The sequence below is a fragment of the Marinovum sp. J2-8 genome (genome assembly GCF_055808435.1).
Map to the genome: position 1 here is coordinate 1016379 of NZ_JBVVRZ010000001.1, position 19047 is coordinate 1035425.

General features: G+C 59.6%; 15 protein-coding genes and 4 pseudogenes. 12 read left to right on the top strand and 7 right to left on the bottom strand.

Annotation, left to right across the window (positions count from 1 at the left end):
- Positions 1-296 precede the first annotated feature (296 nt).
- Positions 297-851 (bottom strand): FMN-dependent NADH-azoreductase, encoded by a 555-nt coding sequence (locus AC0L4F_RS05115; protein WP_280520452.1) that lies wholly within the window; start codon positions 849-851, stop codon positions 297-299.
- A gap of 129 nt (positions 852-980) precedes the next feature.
- Here AC0L4F_RS05115 and AC0L4F_RS05120 point away from each other — a divergent pair, with 129 nt between their 5' ends.
- Together AC0L4F_RS05120 and AC0L4F_RS05125 are read left to right on the top strand one after the other, a co-directional pair.
- Positions 981-1877 (top strand): LysR family transcriptional regulator, encoded by an 897-nt coding sequence (locus AC0L4F_RS05120; RefSeq protein ID WP_244686021.1) that lies wholly within the window; start codon positions 981-983, stop codon positions 1875-1877.
- Positions 1870-2778: a DMT family transporter gene (locus AC0L4F_RS05125; protein WP_244686023.1), complete on the top strand. Its 909-nt coding sequence runs from the start codon at positions 1870-1872 to the stop codon at positions 2776-2778. Before AC0L4F_RS05120 ends, AC0L4F_RS05125 begins: the two co-directional genes overlap by 8 nt.
- Here the strand turns inward: AC0L4F_RS05125 and AC0L4F_RS05130 are convergent.
- Positions 2775-3116, bottom strand: coding sequence for an ArsR/SmtB family transcription factor (locus AC0L4F_RS05130; protein WP_244686355.1), 342 nt, complete (start codon positions 3114-3116; stop codon positions 2775-2777). The genes AC0L4F_RS05125 and AC0L4F_RS05130 overlap by 4 nt on opposite strands.
- 217 nt (positions 3117-3333) lie before the next feature.
- Between AC0L4F_RS05130 and AC0L4F_RS05135 the strand changes: the two genes are divergently transcribed.
- From AC0L4F_RS05135 to AC0L4F_RS05160, 6 genes and pseudogenes are all read left to right on the top strand, one after another.
- Entirely contained in the window at positions 3334-3846 is a 513-nt protein-coding gene (locus tag AC0L4F_RS05135) for an OmpA family protein (protein WP_244686025.1), read from the top strand.
- A 296-nt stretch (positions 3847-4142) separates the two neighbouring features.
- Positions 4143-4481, top strand: coding sequence for an AtpZ/AtpI family protein (locus tag AC0L4F_RS05140; protein ID WP_244686027.1), 339 nt, complete (start codon positions 4143-4145; stop codon positions 4479-4481).
- Positions 4471-5229, top strand: coding sequence for a F0F1 ATP synthase subunit A (locus AC0L4F_RS05145; protein ID WP_244686030.1), 759 nt, complete (start codon positions 4471-4473; stop codon positions 5227-5229). The genes AC0L4F_RS05140 and AC0L4F_RS05145 overlap by 11 nt, the downstream gene beginning before the upstream one ends.
- 74 nt (positions 5230-5303) lie before the next feature.
- A pseudogene (locus tag AC0L4F_RS05150) lies at positions 5304-5527 on the top strand (F0F1 ATP synthase subunit C).
- A gap of 86 nt (positions 5528-5613) precedes the next feature.
- Positions 5614-6192: a F0F1 ATP synthase subunit B' gene (locus AC0L4F_RS05155; RefSeq protein ID WP_280520453.1), complete on the top strand. Its 579-nt coding sequence runs from the start codon at positions 5614-5616 to the stop codon at positions 6190-6192.
- Positions 6193-6195: 3 nt separating this feature from the next.
- Positions 6196-6765 (top strand): F0F1 ATP synthase subunit B, encoded by a 570-nt coding sequence (locus AC0L4F_RS05160; protein WP_244686032.1) that lies wholly within the window; start codon positions 6196-6198, stop codon positions 6763-6765.
- A 117-nt stretch (positions 6766-6882) separates the two neighbouring features.
- On the opposite strand, the gene AC0L4F_RS05165 is transcribed toward AC0L4F_RS05160, so the two are convergent.
- Entirely contained in the window at positions 6883-7656 is a 774-nt protein-coding gene (locus AC0L4F_RS05165; protein ID WP_244686034.1) for a FadR/GntR family transcriptional regulator, read from the bottom strand.
- Between the two features lie 130 nt (positions 7657-7786).
- On the opposite strand from AC0L4F_RS05165, the gene AC0L4F_RS05170 reads away from it, so the two are divergent.
- From AC0L4F_RS05170 to AC0L4F_RS05180, 3 genes are all read left to right on the top strand, one after another.
- Positions 7787-8182 (top strand): hypothetical protein, encoded by a 396-nt coding sequence (locus tag AC0L4F_RS05170; protein ID WP_244686036.1) that lies wholly within the window; start codon positions 7787-7789, stop codon positions 8180-8182.
- A 212-nt stretch (positions 8183-8394) separates the two neighbouring features.
- Complete coding sequence (smc, locus tag AC0L4F_RS05175; protein ID WP_244686038.1) at positions 8395-11850, top strand: chromosome segregation protein SMC; 3456 nt, start codon at positions 8395-8397, stop codon at positions 11848-11850.
- A gap of 59 nt (positions 11851-11909) precedes the next feature.
- Positions 11910-12275 (top strand): hypothetical protein, encoded by a 366-nt coding sequence (locus AC0L4F_RS05180; protein ID WP_244686041.1) that lies wholly within the window; start codon positions 11910-11912, stop codon positions 12273-12275.
- A 188-nt stretch (positions 12276-12463) separates the two neighbouring features.
- Here AC0L4F_RS05180 and AC0L4F_RS05185 read toward each other — a convergent pair.
- Positions 12464-13641: pseudogene (locus AC0L4F_RS05185) on the bottom strand (lytic murein transglycosylase).
- Positions 13642-13980: 339 nt separating this feature from the next.
- On the opposite strand from AC0L4F_RS05185, the gene AC0L4F_RS05190 reads away from it, so the two are divergent.
- Positions 13981-14361 carry a response regulator transcription factor gene (locus AC0L4F_RS05190; protein ID WP_244686043.1) on the top strand — a complete coding sequence of 127 codons (381 nt, stop codon included), beginning with the start codon at positions 13981-13983 and terminating at the stop codon, positions 14359-14361.
- Here the strand turns inward: AC0L4F_RS05190 and AC0L4F_RS05195 are convergent.
- From AC0L4F_RS05195 to ptsP, 3 genes and pseudogenes are all read right to left on the bottom strand, one after another.
- Positions 14325-15319 (bottom strand): annotated as a pseudogene (locus tag AC0L4F_RS05195) (glutathione S-transferase family protein). The gene AC0L4F_RS05190 and the pseudogene AC0L4F_RS05195 sit on opposite strands and share 37 nt — an antisense overlap.
- A gap of 259 nt (positions 15320-15578) precedes the next feature.
- Positions 15579-16751 (bottom strand): MalY/PatB family protein, encoded by a 1173-nt coding sequence (locus AC0L4F_RS05200; RefSeq protein ID WP_244686045.1) that lies wholly within the window; start codon positions 16749-16751, stop codon positions 15579-15581.
- A gap of 49 nt (positions 16752-16800) precedes the next feature.
- Positions 16801-19046 (bottom strand): annotated as a pseudogene (gene ptsP / locus AC0L4F_RS05205) (phosphoenolpyruvate--protein phosphotransferase).
- Position 19047 lies beyond the last annotated feature (1 nt).

The following is a 19047-nucleotide window of genomic DNA, read 5'->3' on the forward strand; positions in this document are numbered from 1 at the left end:
CTGTTTCCGTTGACCGCACACATAAGATGCGACCGCTCAAAGCACAAACGCTCCCACGGGCGCAACGCGCTGGTGGGAGGCGATCCCGGGCATAGCCCAAGGGACCGGAAGGGATAAATCTTCCGGGTATTGGCCGCAGACCTACGGGTTTGACATGGCAGAGTCAAGCGGGCGCGGCGCAAACGCAAATCGGGCCGCGCAGGAAAATCTGCGCGGCCCGGAGGTCATTGGAGGAGGTCATTGGGGGAGGGTCGAATGTGAGTGAGGCTTTGCCCCGGACCGGACGGGCGTGGCGGTTAGGCCGCCACATCACCGCTGTCAGGGGTTTCGGCGTTTTCGGTCACGAATTTCACATCCGTCAGCCCAAGGAATCCCAGAACATGCGTCAGGTATTTCGAGGCAAAATCATAGTCCGAGCCGAGCGGCACACCGCCAGAGGCAAAGCCCACAACAACCTTTTTCCCGGTCAAGAGACCTTCGGGGCCTTCGGCGGTGTAGCGGAATGTCACGCCGGCGCGGGCCACAAGGTCGATCCAGGCCTTGAGCGCGGCGGGAATGGAAAAGTTATAGACAGGCAGGCCGATGACAATTGTATCTGCCGCCTGCAATTCGGCAACCAGAGCATCGGATTGTGCCAGGCGGGTCACCTGGGCATCGGTGCGGTCATCGGCGGGCGTGAAATTCGCGCCAACCCAGGTTTCGTCAATCTGCGGCAATGGCGTATCGGCCAGATCGCGGGTGATGACCTTTGTCGGGGCCAGGGATTGCACAAGATTGTCGGTCAGGGCGCGGGTGGCCGAGCCTGACTTGCGGGCGGATGCGTCGATGCGCAAAACAGTATGGGACGTCATTTTTTCTCTCCGGGGTTGGAAATATCCAGTGTCATGCCCCACATTTGGCTATTGCATCATCGAACGCAATATCGTCAAATTAACAGGTTATGTGATTTGACGCACAGTGAATTTTCTTGCGAGGACATCATGGACAATTGGAGTGAGGTGCGCACCGCCTATCAAGTGGCGATCAAGGGCACCGTCAGCGGGGCCGCCGAAGTTCTGGGGGTGCACCACGCCACAGTCATTCGCCACATTGATGCGCTAGAGGCGCAGATGGGGGCAAAACTGTTTCAACGCCATGCACGCGGCTACACCCCGACCGAAGCGGGAGAGGATCTTTTGCGGGTGGCGCAGGCCACCGAAGATCAGTTCAATCAGCTGCAAGGGCGGATCAAAGGCCGCGGTGAAGGGGTGGCCGGCGAATTGGTTGTGACCTCGCTTGTTGGCATGTCGACGCAATTCGCGCCGGTGATGGCGGACTTTCAACGTGAATACCCCGATGTGATCCTGCGGTATTTGACCGGCGACCGGTTGTTCCGGCTGGAATATGGCGAGGCTCATGTGGCCATCCGGGCGGGATCGGCGCCGGAACAGCCCGACAATGTGGTGCAACCCTTCTTTCGCCATCCCTTTGCGCTTTATGCCAGCCGCGATTACGTCGAGGCGCATGGCATGCCGCAAAGCGATGCGGATCTGGCGGGGCACCGGCTGGTCAGTCATGATGAAATGCGCAGCCGCGCCCCGATCTTTCGCTGGCTCAACGAACAGGTGCCCGAAAGCTCTATCGTGTTCCGCAGCAGCGACATGCGTGCCTTGACCGAGGCGGTTCTGGCCGGGGCGGGCATTGGCTTTGTACCGGTGTACGAGGCCAAGCGGCACGAGAAGCTGGTTCAGGTCATGCCCCAACGCGAGGAATGGGCGACGCAATTGTGGCTGGTGACCCATGTGGATTTGCACCGCGCCGCCAAGGTTCAGGCGTTTTTGAATTTTCTCAAGGCGCGTGCGCGGGAATGGGAAAAAACCTGTACCGCGGGTGACTGAGGCGACCAAGGGCCATTTGGCCATGTTGGTGTTTTCGGCGCTGGTGGCGGGGTCGTTTTCACTTGGCGTGATGGCGGCGAATGCCATCGCGCTGGCGGCGCTTCAATTCGCGCGCTTTGCTTTGGCGGCGGTTGTGACGGGGGCGATGGCGGCGGCCACCGGGCAATTCCGCCGATCCCACGTCACGGCCCCCTGGCGCTATTTCCTGTTGGCCGGGTTTTTCGGAACCTATTTCATCTTGATGTTCCATGGTCTGAAGACCGCCACGCCGGTCAGCGCCGCCGCGGTTTTCACGCTGACACCGGTGATGGCGGCGGGATTTGGCTATCTCTTGTTGCGCCAGATCCTGACAGGGCCGATTGCCCTTGGACTTGGGATCGGCGCCATGGGCGCGCTTTGGGTCATTTTTCAGGGCGACATCGCCACCTTGCTGCGGTTCGAGATTGGCGAAGGCGAGGCAATTTATTTCCTCGGATGTCTGTGTCATGCGGTCTATATTCCGTTGTTGGCAAGGCTCAACCGGGGTGAGCCGCCATTGGTGTTCACCACCGGAATTCTGATTGCCGGGGCGATCATGATCGGGATCTACGGCTGGTCTGACGTCCGTGCGACGCGCTGGGGCGAACTGCCGGGTCTTGTCTGGCTCACGTTGGGGTATCTGGTGGTTTTTTCCACGGCCTTCAGTTTCATGTTGCTTCAGGTGGCCTCGCTGCGATTGCCGGCGTCAAAGGTCATGGCCTACACCTATCTGACGCCATCCTGGGTGTTGCTGTGGGAGGCCGCTTTGGGCCACGGCACGCCGCCGCCCCTGATTCTGGTTGGTGTCGGGCTGACGATTGCCGCTTTGTTGGTCTTGTTGCGACGCGAAAACGGCCGGGACGGGCGTCGAACGCCGATCTAGGCGTCGTCTTGTTCCGGCAGCTCTTTGGCCAAAAATCTCTCGAAATCCTCAAGGTTCACCGGCTCGAACTGGCCAAAGCCCTGCATCCACACCGATGCATCGCGCAGCGCGTCTGGTTCCAGCTTGCACCATTTAACCCGGCCACGTTTCTCTTGACTGATCAACCCAGACCGAGTCAGGATCGCTAAATGCTTGGAAATCGCGGCAAGTGACATCTCGAATGGCTCTGCCACATCAGTGACGGCCATGTCATCCTCCAGCAACATGGACAGGATGGCGCGCCGGGTTGGATCGGCGAGGGCGGCAAAAACCGCGTCAAGTGAAAGCGTTGGTGTCACGCCTGATGGCGTAGACGCCCAAAGTGTTGCGGTCAAGTAGCAGGCTTTCGCCGACTTGGTGCAACTGTCATTGACCTGAGGGTAATAATTCAAGATAATCTCCACGCGATGCGCACGGGCGGTTGGGACACGTTCGAATCAGTGTTCTGAAGTTTGGAAATTTCTGAGGTTTGGAATATTTTGTGAGCAGTATCGCTAGCAGACGAGAGGATCAGACATGATTTCGAAAAACAGCGTATTTCGCGCTGCACTTATTGCCGCCAGCCTTCATTTTGCTTCGGCCGCCTCTGCACAAAGTGTGCAGCAGGAAGGTTGTACGCTGAGCGTATTCTTCCCCATTAACGTATCCACACCTACTGGATCGCAGGCCGCCGCCATTGCCGCATTTGCGCAAGGTGCACAAACAGGCATAATCGCGATCAACGGATTTTCCAGCTCGATTGGTTCGCCAAGCTACAACCAGGCCCTGTCGCAAGCGCGGGCCCAGAGCGTTGGCAACGTTGTTGTGGCCGCAGGCCATCAGGTCGCAGCACAAGGTTTTGGTGAGTTGGGCCCAGGTGCCGCAAACCAACGGACCGACGTGGTGCGTGATGATTGCGCGACCGAAGTGGCGGTTGGTTCCGGACCGGGTGTCTGGTTGGCACCTGCGGCGGGCCTTGGCCTGTTGCTTCTGGGTGGCGCGGGTTCCTCGAGCTCGTCGAGCTCGTCTTCGACAACCGGCACACCATAAACGACCGGCTTTGCCGATATGACTTTCTTTGCGGGCGGCCCGTTGCGTGGCCCGCAAAATGCTCTGCGCGACAACGGTGCATTGAGCCAAATACAAGATCAACCATTCAGTTGAATATAGCTGTCAGGCCCAAATGCACTGCATTGGGCCTGCGGCGCTTTGTCAGCCCGGATGTTTTCTTGTGAAAAACTGTTTGAAAACAGCCGTCTAATCGAATTTTCACCACCGCGCGTCGCGTGTTGACTCGGCGCGCGTTGCGCCTTAGCACATCGGCAGAACACAAGATGGGGATCAGCTTGCCAGACCATGAGCATCGCAAGCGGCTAGACGCGCTGGACGCACGAATTGCCAAGCTCAAGGGCACAGAGGCCAAGCCCCATCAAGAGGAACATTATTCTCAGGCAAACATGGCCTGGCGAATGGTGATTGAATTGGTCGCCGGTCTCGGGATCGGCTTTGGCATCGGGTATGGGCTGGACAGCCTGTTTGGCACAATGCCGATCTTCCTGGTGCTGTTCACATTGCTGGGCTTTGCCGCCGGGGTGCAAACAATGATGCGCACGGCAAACGAGATCCAGAAGACGAAAACGGCTGAAACAGCCGACGAGGACGAGAGGGACAAAAATGGCGACTGAAGCGCATGGTGCAGAAGAGGGCGGTCTGGTTTTCCATCCGATGGACCAGTTTATCGTCAAGCCGCTGTTCGGCGGCAGCGATGTCGGCATGTTCACGATCACCAATGCAACACTCTGGATGTTCATTGCTGTTGTGGCGGTCATCGCGCTGATGGTTCTGGGGACGTCGCGCCGCGCGATTATCCCTTCGCGGTCCCAGTCGATTGGCGAAATGGCCTATGGGCTTGTCTATAAAATGGTCGAAGACGTGGCGGGCAAAGATGCTTTGGCATTCTTTCCCTACATCATGACACTGTTCATGTTCATTGTGATGTCCAACTTCCTTGGGCTTATCCCGCTGTCGTTTACCACCACATCGCATTTTGCGGTCACGATCGTGCTGGCATTGCTGGTATTTGTCACTGTGACGGTTGTCGGCTTTGTCAAACATGGCACAAAGTTTCTGGGCCTGTTCTGGGTCAGCTCTGCGCCCTTGGCCTTGCGTCCGGTTCTCGCGGTGATCGAGGTGATTTCCTACTTCGTGCGCCCGGTCAGCCATTCAATTCGTCTTGCCGGTAACCTGATGGCTGGTCACGCCGTGATCAAGGTTTTTGCAGGCTTTGCCGCACTTGCCGTTGTCAGCCCGGTGTCGGTTCTTGCCATCACGGCAATGTACGGACTGGAAATCCTGGTGTCCTTTATCCAGGCCTATGTGTTCACGATCCTGACGTGCGTGTACCTCAAGGACGCGCTGCACCCGTCTCACTAATCAGCGGTGCGCAGCAATTGCGCATCCTTCGAACAACCCTGAATTTCAACTTCCAATCGTAAGGAGATACACCCATGGAAGGTCAACTCGCACATATCGGCGCAGGCATTGCAGGTCTCGGCACAGGCATCGCAGCCCTGGGTGTTGGCAACGTTGCTGCCAACTATCTTGCCGCGCTCTGCGCAACCCATCGGCAGCCGCGTCGCAAACAGCGACACTCTTCATCGGCATCGCGTTTGCAGAAGCTCTGGGCATCTTTTCGTTCCTGATCGCTCTGCTGTTGATGTTCGCCGTTTAATCCTTACGGAAGACTGATCCTTACGCCTCGTTCGGGCGGCTTGTTTCGCCCGAACGACGGTAACCGGACTTCCCAAGGAGGACGACATGGCAACAGAAACGCACGGAACCGAAGCCGGCCATGCCGCTGACGGGCTTGCCGATGCCACTGGCGTCGCAACCCATTCGGCGGATTTTGCCGGTATGCCGCAGCTGAATTTCGATCACTGGGGCAACCAGATTTTCTGGCTCCTGATCACACTTGTTGTGATCTATTTCGTCCTGTCCCGCATCGCGCTTCCGCGCATCGCTGCGGTTCTGGCGGAACGTCAGGGAACCATCACCAACGATCTTGCCAAGGCTGAAGAGCTGAAGCGCAAGGCAGGTGAAGCAGAACAAGCCTATGACAAAGCACTGGCGGATGCCCGTGCCGAGGCACAGAATATCATCGCGGAAACCAAAGCCGAGATTGCTGCCGAACTGAAGCTGGCCACAGACAAGGCCGATGCGGAAATCGCTGCCAAATCTGCGGAATTGGAAGCGGCGATTGCCGAAATCCGCGCAAGTGCGATGGAACACGTGGTCGAAGTTGCGCGTGACACCGCAGCAGAGATCGTCAAAGTGCTCGGCGGTAATGCCGATGCTGCGGCGATTGACGCGGCCGTGGCACAGCGGACGAAGGGGTAAGACATGCGCAAGCTACTGACACTGGCGCTGATCGCCCCCGGTTTGATCATGGCCAGCCCGGCGCTGGCCGCGACAGGCCCGTTCTTTTCGCTGACCAACACGAACTTCATCGTGCTGCTGGCATTCCTGCTGTTCATTGCGATCCTGATTTACTTCAAGGTTCCGGCAATGCTTGGCGGGATGCTCGACAAACGCGCTGACGACATTCGCGACGAGCTGGACGAAGCCCGGTCGATCCGCGAAGAAGCACAGACTCTGCTGGCCTCTTACGAGCGCAAGCAACAGGAAGTGCAGGAGCAGGCCACGCGTATTATCGAACATGCACGCGAAGAGGCCCGGATCGCTTCTGAAAGCGCCAAGCAAGACTTGCAGGCTTCGATTGCCCGCCGTGTTGCTGCTGCGGAAGATCAGATCGCCATGGCCCAGGGGCGCGCAGTCAAAGACGTGCGGGATACCGCCGCGTCCATCGCTGTTGCCGCTGCGGAAGAGGTGATTGCCAAGCAGATGACCGCCGACAGCGCGGGCAAACTGATTGACGATGCGATTACCACTGTGGGTGACAAGCTTCACTAAGCGCCACCCGTAATCATTACGACAAAAAACGCCCGGTCCTTATTGGTCCGGGCGTTTTTCTTTGGCAATCTTTAGATCAGCTTTGGCAAAAACCTGCGGCAGACTCTGCGTTGCGGTTTATTCCTTGCGGCTGCGTTCGTGTTCATAGCGTTGTTGCGCGATTTCTTCGTTTTGCGTCGCCTTGATATTGTCGCGCAGGGCGGTTTCGACAAAGCCCAAATGGCTTTCGATGGCGGCGCGGGCCGCGACCCCATCGCGCGATTGCAGCGCGCTGTTGATCTCGGCATGTTGGTTCAGCAGCATGTCGCGTGTGAGGCGCTGTTTGAACATGATCTGGCGGTTGTAAAACACCCCTTCGCGCAGAAGCTGGTACATGGAGCGCATCATGTGCAGCATGACCACATTGTGGCTGGCCTCGATAATCGAAAGATGAAAATCGGCATCCAGTTGCGCCTCGTCCGTGGGATCGCGTTTGGCATGGGCGGTGACCATCTTGTCATAGATCGTCTGTACCACCTTCAGATCAGTGTCAGATCCCAGGGTCGCGGCCCGCTCTGCCGCCAACCCCTCCATGTCGCGCCGAAACGAGAGGTAGTCGAATACCGCATCGTCATGCCGGGCGAAAAGGTCAACCAACGCCGGGGAAAAGGCAGAGCCAAGCACATCGGCCACAAAGATCCCGGCGCCTGCCTTGCTGGTCAACAGGCCTTTGGTCTGAAGCTCGGCGATCGCATCCCGCAGCGACGGGCGCGAGACGCCAAGCCGGGTCGCCATATCCCGTTCCGCCGGCAGCCGGTCGCCGGGGCGCAGGATGCCGCGCAGGACCAGCTTTTCGATCTGGCGGGTCACTGCGGTTGAGAGCTTTTCGGGCTGAACAGGTTGAAACGGCATGGCTCCTCCGGGAATTGGTCAGTTTATATGACCGCGCATGGGCCAAGGGCAAGCCCCGGCCCAAAGCCGCCGCGGGGCAGGGGGGGGGGCGTAAAGACAAAATTAACATATCGGTGGCTAGGCTGGTGGTATGAGATGGGTTGCTATGTTTCCCTTGGTCCTGATCCTCTCCTGTTGTGACACGCCGGGGTTGCGCCATATGGGCGTGGCCCCGTTACAACGTTCGGTTGGCGGCATGTCCTTTGACATTCGGGTACGCGATAACCTGGCCGAGGCGATCCGCACCAATTCCATGTGGCGACCGCGGATGTCGGAGGTCGCCAAAAACGGCAGCCAGGCCATTGCGCAGGCCACCGGTTGCCATGTGGCATGGGTGCGGGGCGACCCGTCGGTCCTGCTGGCGGGGCTTGATTGCAACGATGGCCGCCCGGTGCCCCGGCAACCCCGTCGCCGGACATTCTGTGCCGGAACGGTCTCTGCACCGGATAGCCGGGGGGAAAGCGATGTGATCTTTTCCTGTCGATAACCTGTTGGCGAAGGCGCGGATCGGCTCCTGTGTGTTGGAACATGGCGGATTGCGCGGTATCCTGCCGAACCCGCGATATATTGTGGATAACTACCGGCTGACAGCCATATCCTGTGTTCTGGCGTTGACAGACCACAAGCCCCGCCGTCAAAATGGTTCGAATCCGGAATCACCGGGTCGACCATTACCAGCGCCACAGCGGGGGCCGAGCATTGCGTTTTTCCAAACTGCGTCTGACAGGGTTCAAAAGCTTTGTCGATCCGACGGATCTTCTGATCAAGGACGGGTTGACCGGCGTGGTTGGCCCCAATGGCTGTGGCAAATCCAACCTGCTTGAAGCGCTGCGCTGGGTCATGGGCGAAAACCGGGCCAAGGCGATGCGCGGCGGCGGGATGGAAGACGTGATTTTTGCCGGCGCTGCGTCCCGTCCGGCGCGTCATTTTGCCGAGGTGGCGCTGCATCTGGACAATTCCGACCGGCTTGCGCCCGCCGGGTTCAACGACAGTGACGGGCTGGAAATCGTGCGCCGCATCACCCGCGATGTCGGCAGCGCCTACAAGATCAACGCCAAGGATGTGCGCGCGCGCGATGTGCAGATGCTGTTCGCTGATGCCTCGACCGGGGCGCATTCCCCGGCGCTGGTCCGTCAGGGGCAGATTTCGGAATTGATCAACGCCAAACCGAAAAACCGCCGCCGTATTCTGGAAGAAGCGGCCGGTATTTCAGGCCTGTACCAACGCCGCCACGAGGCAGAGTTGAAGCTGAAGGGGACCGAGGCCAATCTCCTGCGCGTTGATGATGTGATCGAACAATTGGCGGCGCAATTGGGGCAATTGGCACGTCAGGCGCGTCAGGCCGCACGCTATCGCGCCATTGGCAACGATCTGCGTCAGGCCGAGGGTCTGTTGCTCTATCGTCGTTGGAAAGAGGCCGATGAAGCCCGGTTCCGGGCCGAAGAGGCGCTGCGCGAAATGATCAGCGTCGCCGCCCGCGCCGAATCCGAGGCCCTGCAAGCCGCCAAGGCCCGTCAGGACGCGGATGCCGCCCTGCCGCCGCTGCGGGAAGAGGCGGCCATTGCCGCCGCGATCCTGCAACGGTTGCAGGTCCAGCGCGACGCCTTGTCGGATCAGGAAAGCAGCGCCCGCGACAAGATCGCAACCTTGCAAAACCGCATTTCGCAACTTGGCCATGACATAGACCGCGAGGCCGGGTTGAACCGTGATGCCGGGGAAACCATTGAACGGCTGGAGTGGGAGGCCCGCGAATTGGCCAAGGCCGGTGACGGCCACAGCGAAAAGATGCAGGAAGCCACGGACATGGCGCAAGAGGCCGCTTCGGTTCTGTCCGAGCGTGAAGCAGATCTTGCGCTCCAGACCGAGGATGTAGCGCGTTTGGCCGCACGTCACCAATCGGCGCAACGCATGCTGGACGACAGCCGCAAGCGCCAGACCCGTAGCCAGGCCGAGGCGGAAAAGGCCCGCGCCGCCATGGCCGAATCCGCCGCCAAACTGGCACAATCCGCCGAGGCCGAGGCCGAGGCCAACGACGCGGAAATCGCAGCCCAGGAGATGGCGGAACGGGCCGAAGACATGCTCGCCGCCGCCGATGATGCCCGTACCGAGGCGCAATCGCGCGAGGCTGAGGCCCGCGCCGAACGCTCCGAAGCCGAGGGCGAGGCCAAGGCGCTGGCGGCTGAAACCAGTGCGCTGGCCAAGCTGTTGGATCGGGATACCGCCGCAGGTGGTCAAATTCTGGATCAATTGCAGGTCCAGCCGGGGTTTGAAAAGGCGCTTGGCGCCGCATTGGCCGACGATCTTCGCGCCCCCGAGGTGACGGCGGAAGGCCCCTCTGGCTGGGCCGCGCTGGTGGATTACGATGATCCTCAGGCGCTGCCGAGCGGGGTTGCCGCCTTGTCCGATCATGTCACGGTGCCCGAGGTTCTGAACCGGCGTATGGGGCAGATCGGCCTTGTGGCAAAGGCCGACGGTCCCCGTCTGCAACCGCTGCTTCAGCCGGGTCAGCGTTTGGTCAGCGTCGAAGGCGATCTTTGGCGGTGGGATGGCTATCGGGCCTGGGCCGAAGATGCGCCCTCGGCGGCGGCCCTGCGGCTGGAACAATTGAACCGTTTGGAAGAGCTCAATCAGGCGCTGAACGACACTACAATCCGAATGGAGGCGGCCCGTGGGGCACATGAGGCGCTGACAACACGTCTGGCCGAATTGACCCGCGCCGACAAAGAGGCGCGCGATGCCCGCCGTCTGGCCGATCAGGCCCTGAACGAGGCCAGCCGCGCCAAACACCGCGCAGAGGCTGACAAAAATCTGGCAGAGGGCCGGTTGGAAAGCCTTGGGTTGGCGGTTCAGCGGCATGATGACGAAACCGGCGCGGCGGCGTTGCAACTGCGCGAAGCGGAACGCGCGGTGGCTGATCTGCCACGTCTGGACGAGGCGCGTGCGCTGGTGGACGATGTCAGAATGACGGTCGAGGCCGCGCGCATGACAATGATGTCGCGGCGTTCAGCCCTGGATGAATTGCGCCGCGAGGGCGAGGCCCGGACCCGGCGCAGCCAGGAAGTGGCAAAAGAGCTCTCGGGGTGGCGGCACCGGTTGGAAACCGCCGAAAAACGGACCTCTGAATTGGGTGCGCGCAAAGCGGCGAGCGAAGATGAATTGGCCGAAGCGGCGCTGGTGCCCGAAGCGATTGCAAACCAGCGCGAAGAATTGGCCGACAGCATCATCACCGCCGAGGATCGCCGCAGCACCGCCGCAGACCAATTGGCCGATTGCGAAACCCTGCTGCGTTCTGCGGAACATGCCGAACGCGAAAGCGAACGCGCCGCATCCGAAGCGCGCGAGGCCCGTGCCGGTGCCAAGGCCCGTGCCGAAGCTGCGATCGAAACGGCCCAGGCCGCCGCCGCGCGGATCGAAGACGAACAAGAGGTGACGCCGGACCAGCTGTTGCAGAAGCTGGACACCAACCCCGACGACATGCCGCCGGCGCAGAAGATCGAAGACGACGTCAACCGCCTGAAACGGCAACGCGACGCCTTGGGCGCGGTCAATTTGCGGGCCGAGGATGATGCCCGTGAAGTGCAGGAAGAATTTGACACGCTGTCGCGCGAAAAGACCGATCTGGAAGAGGCCGTGCGCACCCTGCGTAATGGGATTTCCAGTCTGAACCGCGAGGGGCGTGAACGTCTGTTGACCGCCTTTGAGCAGGTGAACAGCAATTTCTCGCTGTTGTTCACCCATCTTTTTGGCGGTGGCGAGGCGAATTTGGTCCTGGTGGAAAGCGACGATCCGCTTGAGGCGGGGCTCGAAATCATGTGCCAGCCACCGGGCAAGAAACTGTCGACCCTGTCGCTCTTGTCGGGCGGGGAGCAGACGCTGACCGCGCTGGCGCTGATCTTTGCGGTGTTCCTGGCCAATCCTGCGCCGATCTGTGTGCTCGATGAGGTTGACGCGCCGCTGGACGATGCCAACGTGACCCGGTTCTGTGATCTGCTGGACGAGATGTGCCGCCGCACCGACACCCGCTTTTTGATCATCACCCACCATGCGGTGACGATGGCGCGTATGGATCGGCTGTTTGGCGTGACGATGCAGGAGCAGGGGGTGTCGCAATTGGTGTCTGTCGATCTGCAAAAGGCAGAGAAACTGGTCGCGTAAACGTGTCTCGGCCTGTGTGACCAAATCGTTAGGATCGGGGCAAATGATGGAGTTCCGACATGCGCCCGATTGTGACCTTATCGCTGGTTTTCTCTGTGCTTGCTGCCCCGCTTCTTGCCCAGACCTGGGAGCCGCGGGAAGGGGATCAAAGCCTGGCGGCTGCGGCGCTGGATTTGCGGCTGCGTGGTAAGATCATCGAATTCTATGATGGCGGTCAGGCGGAATATTATGCGGATGGCAGGTACAAATATACCTATTCTGGCGAGGGTGGCACCGGGTATGGATATTACGAGGTGACTGGCGACAGCACGATCTGCATCGAATTTGTCAATGGTTTCAATCGCTGTGACACCTATATCACCGATGCTCAGGATCGGTTGGTTGTCATAACCGAAAAGGGGGATCGCTTTCCGGTGCGCAACTAGCTGCCGGGATTTGCCCGCCCGGTTGACCAGACAGGCCCGGTTTACCAGACAGTTCTGACCCGACAGGCCGTTTCGGTGCTTTGTGCGACCACACCTGTCCCACTCCGAGAGTGGGCAGGTGATGTGGCGGTTCATTCAGTTCGAATGGCTGACCCCTTCACCACACCGGCCCCCCCGGAATGCGGTTCTCAGAGCCGGTTCAACAATGCCGGTGTCGGCCAGGCATCGGCAGGCATTCCCAGCTTTTTCTGCACTTCCTGCACCGCGTGGCGCGTGCCAGAGCCAAGGATGCCGTCAATCTCGCCAACGTCATAGCCCATGGCCTGAAGCTTGCGTTGCAACGTCTTCATCTGGTCGCCGGACAGGCCCGGTTCGGGGTTGCCCGCATTGAACACCGCAGACCCTTCCAGCCGGTTGGCGAAATAGGCGGCGGTCATGACGTAGACAAAGCTTTTGTTCCACTCGAAATAGACATTGAAATTGGGATAGGCGAAAAACGCGGCCCCTTGCGTCCCTGTGGCAGGACCAGCGCGGCTGGCAGATCCGCGGCGCGCCCTTCGCGCACCTGCACGCCCATCGCCGCCCAATCGGCGGTGCTGCGTGGTTGGTCCAGACCGGTGAGGGACCAGTCAAGATCGCCCGGCACCGTCACTTCCTGCAACCAGGGTTCATTTGCCCGCCAGCCAAGATCGCGCAGCATATTGGCACCCGACAAAAGCGCATCCGGGGCAGAGGTCTTGAGCGTGACCAGACCATCGCCATCGCCGTCGACCCCATTGGTCAGGATGTCTTCGGGCAACATCTGAACCATGCCGATCTCGCCCGCCCAGGCACCGGTGGTGGTGGCGGGATCAAACGCGCCACGTTCAAACAATTCAAGCGCGGCAAAGATCTGTGGCCGGAACAATTCGGGGCGACGACAGTCATGCGCCAAGGTGACAAGCGCGTTCAACGTGTTGAAATCCCCCTGAATCTGGCCGTAATCGGTCTCAAATGCCCAAAAGGCCAACAACACCCCCCGCGAGACGCCAAATTCCTGTTCCATCCGGTCAAACACCGCATCAAAGCGGCGGCCATTGGTTTGGCCGTTGTTGATCCGGTTCTGGCTGATCAGGCGGCGGGCAAAATCGACGAAAGGGATCTGAAACACGCCCTGGCGTTTGTCAGCCCGCAAGACGGCGCTGTCCTGGCGCACACCGCTAAAGAACCTGTCGATACTGGCGGTGGTGTGGCCATGGCTGGCGGCTTCGGATTTCAACCCCTTGATGAACTGCGAAAACGACCCACCACAGCCGGATTGGGCAAATGCCGGGGTGGCCAGGGTCATACACAGGCCAAGGGCGGCCAACCCGCGAAAAATTGCCATCAAGAGTTCCTCAGAGTTGATTGTTTTTTGCAACCTAGCATCCCGCTACCGCCAGACAAGTGAGTTCGCCGGGAATTCGGCGTTGTGCCAATCGACCGGGCATCATGGGAATGCGGCGGGGTCTTGTGCTGGCGGGCGTTAAGTAGTTGTTAGGAATATCCGGAAAATATGGTAAACATACTTGAAAGGCATCGGGTGGTGCAGGGCGAACGGGAATTTCGCCAAGGCCAGTCCGGACACCAAAAAACCCACCAGGACATAATGGACCCTGGCGCGGCGAGGGTCCGTGTGGTCCGGGGGCTGTCTGGAATGCTGATACCGGGGTTTTGAGGTCACCACATGCACGTACTTATCGTAGAGGATGATCCGGCACTTGGCCTTGTCTGGGCACGGCATTTGGAACGGTTTGGCGTGCGCGTTGTGTTGACCCAATCGCATGAAGAAGCGGTGCAGGCGCTGACCGACACCAATTTCGAGGTCATCGTGATGAACCTATTGATCGAGGGCGGCTCTGCCATGGCCCTGGCGGATTTCGCCAGCTATCGCCAGCCAAAGGCGCGGGTGATCTTTGTCACCAACACCAGCTTTTTCTCGGATGGGTCGATCTTTCAGTATTGTGCAAATGCGGCCGCCCTGGTGCCCAGCACGACGCCGCCAGAGGATCTGGCGGCGCTGGTCGAACATCATGCCGCCACAGGCACACCCGCATCGCGCCCGTGAGGGGCGTTGAAATCGGGTGACGGCCCGACAGGGACAATCCGGTGCGGATTGATGCTGTCATGGCTGAAATAATAGTGCCGTGTGATGTGGTCGAACCGCACGGTCTCGGCGACGCCGGGCCATTGATACAATTCACGCGTATAGGCCCAAAGGTTGGGGTAGTCGACGATCTGGCGCAGATTGCATTTGAAATGGGTGTGATACACCATGTCAAAGCGCACCAAAGTGGTGAACAAACGCCAGTCTGCTTCGCTCACCCGATCGCCCGCCAGATAGCGGTGGGTCGCGAGGTGGTCCTCTAGCCAGTCCAGCGTGTCAAACAACGGATGGATCGCCGCGTCATAGGCCGATTGCGTGGTGGCAAACCCCGCCTTGTAGACGCCATTGTTCAACGTGTCATAGATCCGGTCATTGATCGGGGCGATGGTGTCGCGCAGCGGTGCGGCCAATAGTCATCTGTATTGCCCGTCACTTCGTTGAATGCAGAGTTGAACATGCGGATGATTTCCGCGCTTTCATTGCTGACAATGGTCTTTTGCACCTTGTCCCACAGCACCGGCACCGTCACCCGGCCCGTCATGCCGGGATCAGCACGCAAATAGACATCCCGCAAAAAGTCATTGTCATACAGCCGATCGCCGGTGGCACCTTCGAAATCATCGCCAAAGGTCCAGCCATCCGCCAACATTTCGGGATGCACCACCGATACCGAAATATATTCCGTCAGCCCCTTGAGCGCGCGAAAAATCAGCGTCCGATGCGCCCAGGGGCAGGCGTAGCCCACATAAAGATGGTAGCGGCCACATTCTGCCGGGAATCCGCCCTTGCCACTGGGGCCGGGGGCACCATCGGCGGTAATCCAGTTGCGAAATTTTGCCTCGGCGCGTTCAAAGCTGCCGCCGGTCGACTTGGTATCATACCACGTGTCATGCCATTCGCCGTCAATCAAAAGTCCCATGTCATGCCTCCTTGGCCTGTTTGCTGTTGTTCCAAGACCTAGAGACTTCACAAATCGAAGAAACTGGTGTCAGGGCGCAAGACTTGCGCATTTTCGAACAATAGGCCTGAAAAGGGCGGGGGAATTGCCGTGTTTCGGCGTTAATCTTCTGAATTTATTATATTAATGATAACGCTCCCGCCGCACAGAATGTGCCTTCGCCGCGCCGGGAGTTTTGATCAAATCGGCGTATGTGGTGCCGTCGACGCGGCGAAAGCTGTTATTGCAGGTCGGAAAACGCGCTCTGAAGCCGTTCGACCGCTTCGACGATACGCGACCGTTGGGTGCCAAAGTTGAACCGCAGAAAGGTCTCGCCGCCCTTGCCAAAGGTCGGGCCGTGGCTGACGGCGATGCGCGCGTCCTTTTCGACGCGGCGCAGCAGTTCGGATTGATCCATTCCGGTGCCGGAAAAATCGACCCAGGACAGATAGGTCGCCTCTAGCGGCATGGAGCGTACACCGGGCAGGGCATTCAATCCCTCGTCGAGCAATTTGCGATTGCCATCAAGATAGGTCACCAGCTCATCAACCCAGGCCGCACCCTCCGGGCTATAGGCCGCGGTGGCCATGACCAGACCAAAAGAATTGGGCGACATGCCCATTGCCTTCATCCGGCTGTTAAATTTCGCGCGCAGACCGGGGTCCTGAATGATCACGTTGCCGGTATGCCCGCCCGCAAGGTTGAAGGTTTTCGAGGTTGCAGTCATCACAATCAGCCGGTCAGAAATGTCGGGGTCGATCACCGGCATCGCAAGGTGTTTGTGACCGGGGTACACCAGATCATGGTGGATCTCATCCGAGACCAACACAAGATCATGGCGTTTGCAGAAATCGGCGACATTCTGCAATTCGCTGCGCGTCCAGACACGGCCACCGGGATTATGCGGTGAACACAGGATCATCATCTTTTCCTGCCCGGACATCCGGGCGTCCCATGCGTCGAAATCCATTTCATAGCGGCCCTCGATCTGGGCCAACGGGCATTCCACGACCTTGCGGTCAGATGCACGGATCACGCGGGCAAAGGCGTGATAGACCGGGGTCATGAGCACAATGCCGTCGCCCGGCTTGGTAAAACTTTCGATGCACATGGATGTGCCGTTCACCAAACCATGTGTGGTAAATATTGCCTCGGCGGGGACATCCCAGCCGTGCCGTTCCTTCATCCACCAGCAGATTGCCGCACGATAGGCGTCTTCATCGCCAAAATAGCCAAAGACCCCATGGTCGGTCATCGTCTGAATCGCGTCCAGAACCGCCTGCGGCGGGCGGAAATCCATATCCGCAACCCACATGGCCAGCCCATCGGTCGGCGACACGCCATAGGTTTTTTCCATCATGTCCCATTTTGAGGAATGGGTGTTCCGCCGGTCGATAATTTCGTCGAAATTCATGGGGTTGTTCCTTTCCGCTTGGCGCCACGCTAGCGGAAATTACCCGGGATTAAGACGCGTTGCGACGCAGAAATTCCATCACGGCGGGACGCACGGTTTCAGCACCGGCCTGACGTTCGGTATCAATGACCTTGCGCAGTTCATCCAGATTCGTGCGGCGCAGAATATGCTTGATTGGCCCGATCGAGGCCGGGCGCATCGACAGCGACCGTAGCCCCATCGCCGCCAGAACCACCGCTTCAATCGGACGCCCGGCATCTTCGCCACAGAAACTGACATGGGTGCCGGAACTGTCACAGCGGGCGATGATCAGCTCGATCAAGCTGAGGAACGAGGTGTTCAGCGTGTCATAGCGCCGCCGCACCCGTTCGTTTTCCCGGTCAGCTGCAAAGAAGAATTGCTTCAGATCATTGCCGCCGATCGACAGGAATTCCACCTCTTCGAAAAACGCATTCGGCGCAAAAGCCAGCGATGGCGTTTCCAGCATCGCCCCGATTTCCAACTTGGAGGGCAGGGTGTGACCCAGGATGCGTTCCCGTTCCAACGTCTTTTCCATTTCGGCGCGCGCCTGGAGGTATTCGCTGTATTGCGCGATAAACGGGAACATGATCGACAGCGGCCGCCCATTCGCGGCGCGCAACAGCGCCTGCAATTGCATCCGCATCACGCCGGGGCGGTCCAAGGCCACCCGAATGGCGCGCCAGCCAAGGGCCGGGTTCGGCTCGTCGGTGGGCTTCATATAGGGCAGGACCTTGTCCGAACCGATGTCCAGTGTGCGGAACACCACACGTTTGCCCTGGGCGGCGTCCAGCACCCCCGAATAAAGCCGTGCCAATTCGGTGCGTCGCGGCATCTGGTTGCGAATGAGGAACTGCAATTCGGTGCGGAACAGGCCGACACCTTCGGCGCCAGAGCCGCTCAGCGACGGCAAATCGGCCATCAGACCGGCGTTCATTTGCAGCGAGATCACCTTGCCGCAGAGCGTTTCCGCCGGTTTGTCCCGGATCGAGGAATACCGCTCCTGGGCCTTGTGCAGCATCGCAATCTTGTCACGGAATGCGGCCACCACGGTGTCATCGGGGCGCAGGTGCGCCACGCCCTGATCGCCGTCCACCATGATGTGGTTGCCGTTCAGGGCCTCGGTTGTGATCCGGCTTGCCTGCAACACCAACGGGATCGCCAGCGCACGGGCAACAATTGCCGCATGGCTGCCGACCGAGCCTTGTTCCAGCACAATGCCTTTGAGTTTGCGGCCATATTCCAGCAATTCGCCGGGGCCGATATTGCGGGCGACGAGGATCGGATCATCCGGCATTTCCGCGCCGGTGACGCTGCCCTGACCGGTCAGAATGCGCAGCAACCGGTTCGACAGATCGTCAAGATCATGCAGCCGTTCGCGCAAATAGGCATCCGGAACCTGCGCCAGACGAGAGCGGGCGGTGCTTTGCTCTTTTTCGACCGCGGCCTCGGCGGACAGACCACGGGAAATGTCCTCTTCCATCCGGCGCATCCAGCTGCGCGAATTGGCAAACATGCGATAGGCTTGCAGCACTTCAAGCTGTTCCGCATCGCCCCCGGCGGCCCCGGCCAGCAATTGATCAACCCCAACCCGCAATTCGTCGACCGCCTCTTTCAGGCGTTCGAGCTCGCGGTGCGGATCGTCGGAAATCGGATTTGTCACCACCACACGTGGTTCGTGCAGCCAGACATGGCCCTCGGCCGCGCCTTCCTGGCCGGTGATGCCGCGCAACATGAAGGGTTGGGTGTGGCGCGCCGACATGGCGGCGCCTTCGCCGACAAAAACCCCCAGCTCGGTCATCTCGGCCAAAACCATGGCCACAACTTCCAGCGCATAAACCTCGTCGGCGGTGAATTCGCGGGCTTCCTTTGATTGCACCACAAGCACGCCCAGCATTTCGCCAAGCCGTTGGATCGGGACACCAAGGAAACTGGAATAAATTTCTTCGCCGGTTTCCGGCATGTACCGAAATCCGGGCGCCTGGGGCGCGTCAGCGGTGTTGATAATCACGCGGCGCGGGCGACACGCCCGACCAACCCCTCGCCAATGCGCATCCGGGTCTGGTGTACCGCTTCGGCTTTCAGCCCCTCGGTGGCGCAAAGCTCAAGCGTTTCCACATCCCGGAACAGATAGATTGAACAGACTTCGGTTCCCATGGAATCCGCCGTCAGATGCACAATCTTGTCGAGCCGTTCCTGACCCGCAGCCTCTTCGGCCATGAGATCACGCAAGCGCCGAAGCAATTTGCGGCTTTCGCTTTCTGTACCGTCCGGCATG

Bases quoted from the DNA above. Each gene is read 5' to 3' on its own strand.
- AC0L4F_RS05115 (WP_280520452.1), bottom strand. From the start codon at position 851: ATGACGTCCCATACTGTTTTGCGCATCGACGCATCCGCCCGCAAGTCA.
- AC0L4F_RS05120 (WP_244686021.1), top strand. From the start codon at position 981: ATGGACAATTGGAGTGAGGTGCGCACCGCCTATCAAGTGGCGATCAAG.
- AC0L4F_RS05135 (WP_244686025.1), top strand. From the start codon at position 3,334: ATGATTTCGAAAAACAGCGTATTTCGCGCTGCACTTATTGCCGCCAGC.
- AC0L4F_RS05145 (WP_244686030.1), top strand. From the start codon at position 4,471: ATGGCGACTGAAGCGCATGGTGCAGAAGAGGGCGGTCTGGTTTTCCAT.
- AC0L4F_RS05155 (WP_280520453.1), top strand. From the start codon at position 5,614: ATGGCAACAGAAACGCACGGAACCGAAGCCGGCCATGCCGCTGACGGG.
- AC0L4F_RS05160 (WP_244686032.1), top strand. From the start codon at position 6,196: ATGCGCAAGCTACTGACACTGGCGCTGATCGCCCCCGGTTTGATCATG.
- AC0L4F_RS05165 (WP_244686034.1), bottom strand. From the start codon at position 7,656: ATGCCGTTTCAACCTGTTCAGCCCGAAAAGCTCTCAACCGCAGTGACC.
- AC0L4F_RS05170 (WP_244686036.1), top strand. From the start codon at position 7,787: ATGAGATGGGTTGCTATGTTTCCCTTGGTCCTGATCCTCTCCTGTTGT.
- AC0L4F_RS05180 (WP_244686041.1), top strand. From the start codon at position 11,910: ATGCGCCCGATTGTGACCTTATCGCTGGTTTTCTCTGTGCTTGCTGCC.
- AC0L4F_RS05190 (WP_244686043.1), top strand. From the start codon at position 13,981: ATGCACGTACTTATCGTAGAGGATGATCCGGCACTTGGCCTTGTCTGG.
- AC0L4F_RS05200 (WP_244686045.1), bottom strand. From the start codon at position 16,751: ATGAATTTCGACGAAATTATCGACCGGCGGAACACCCATTCCTCAAAA.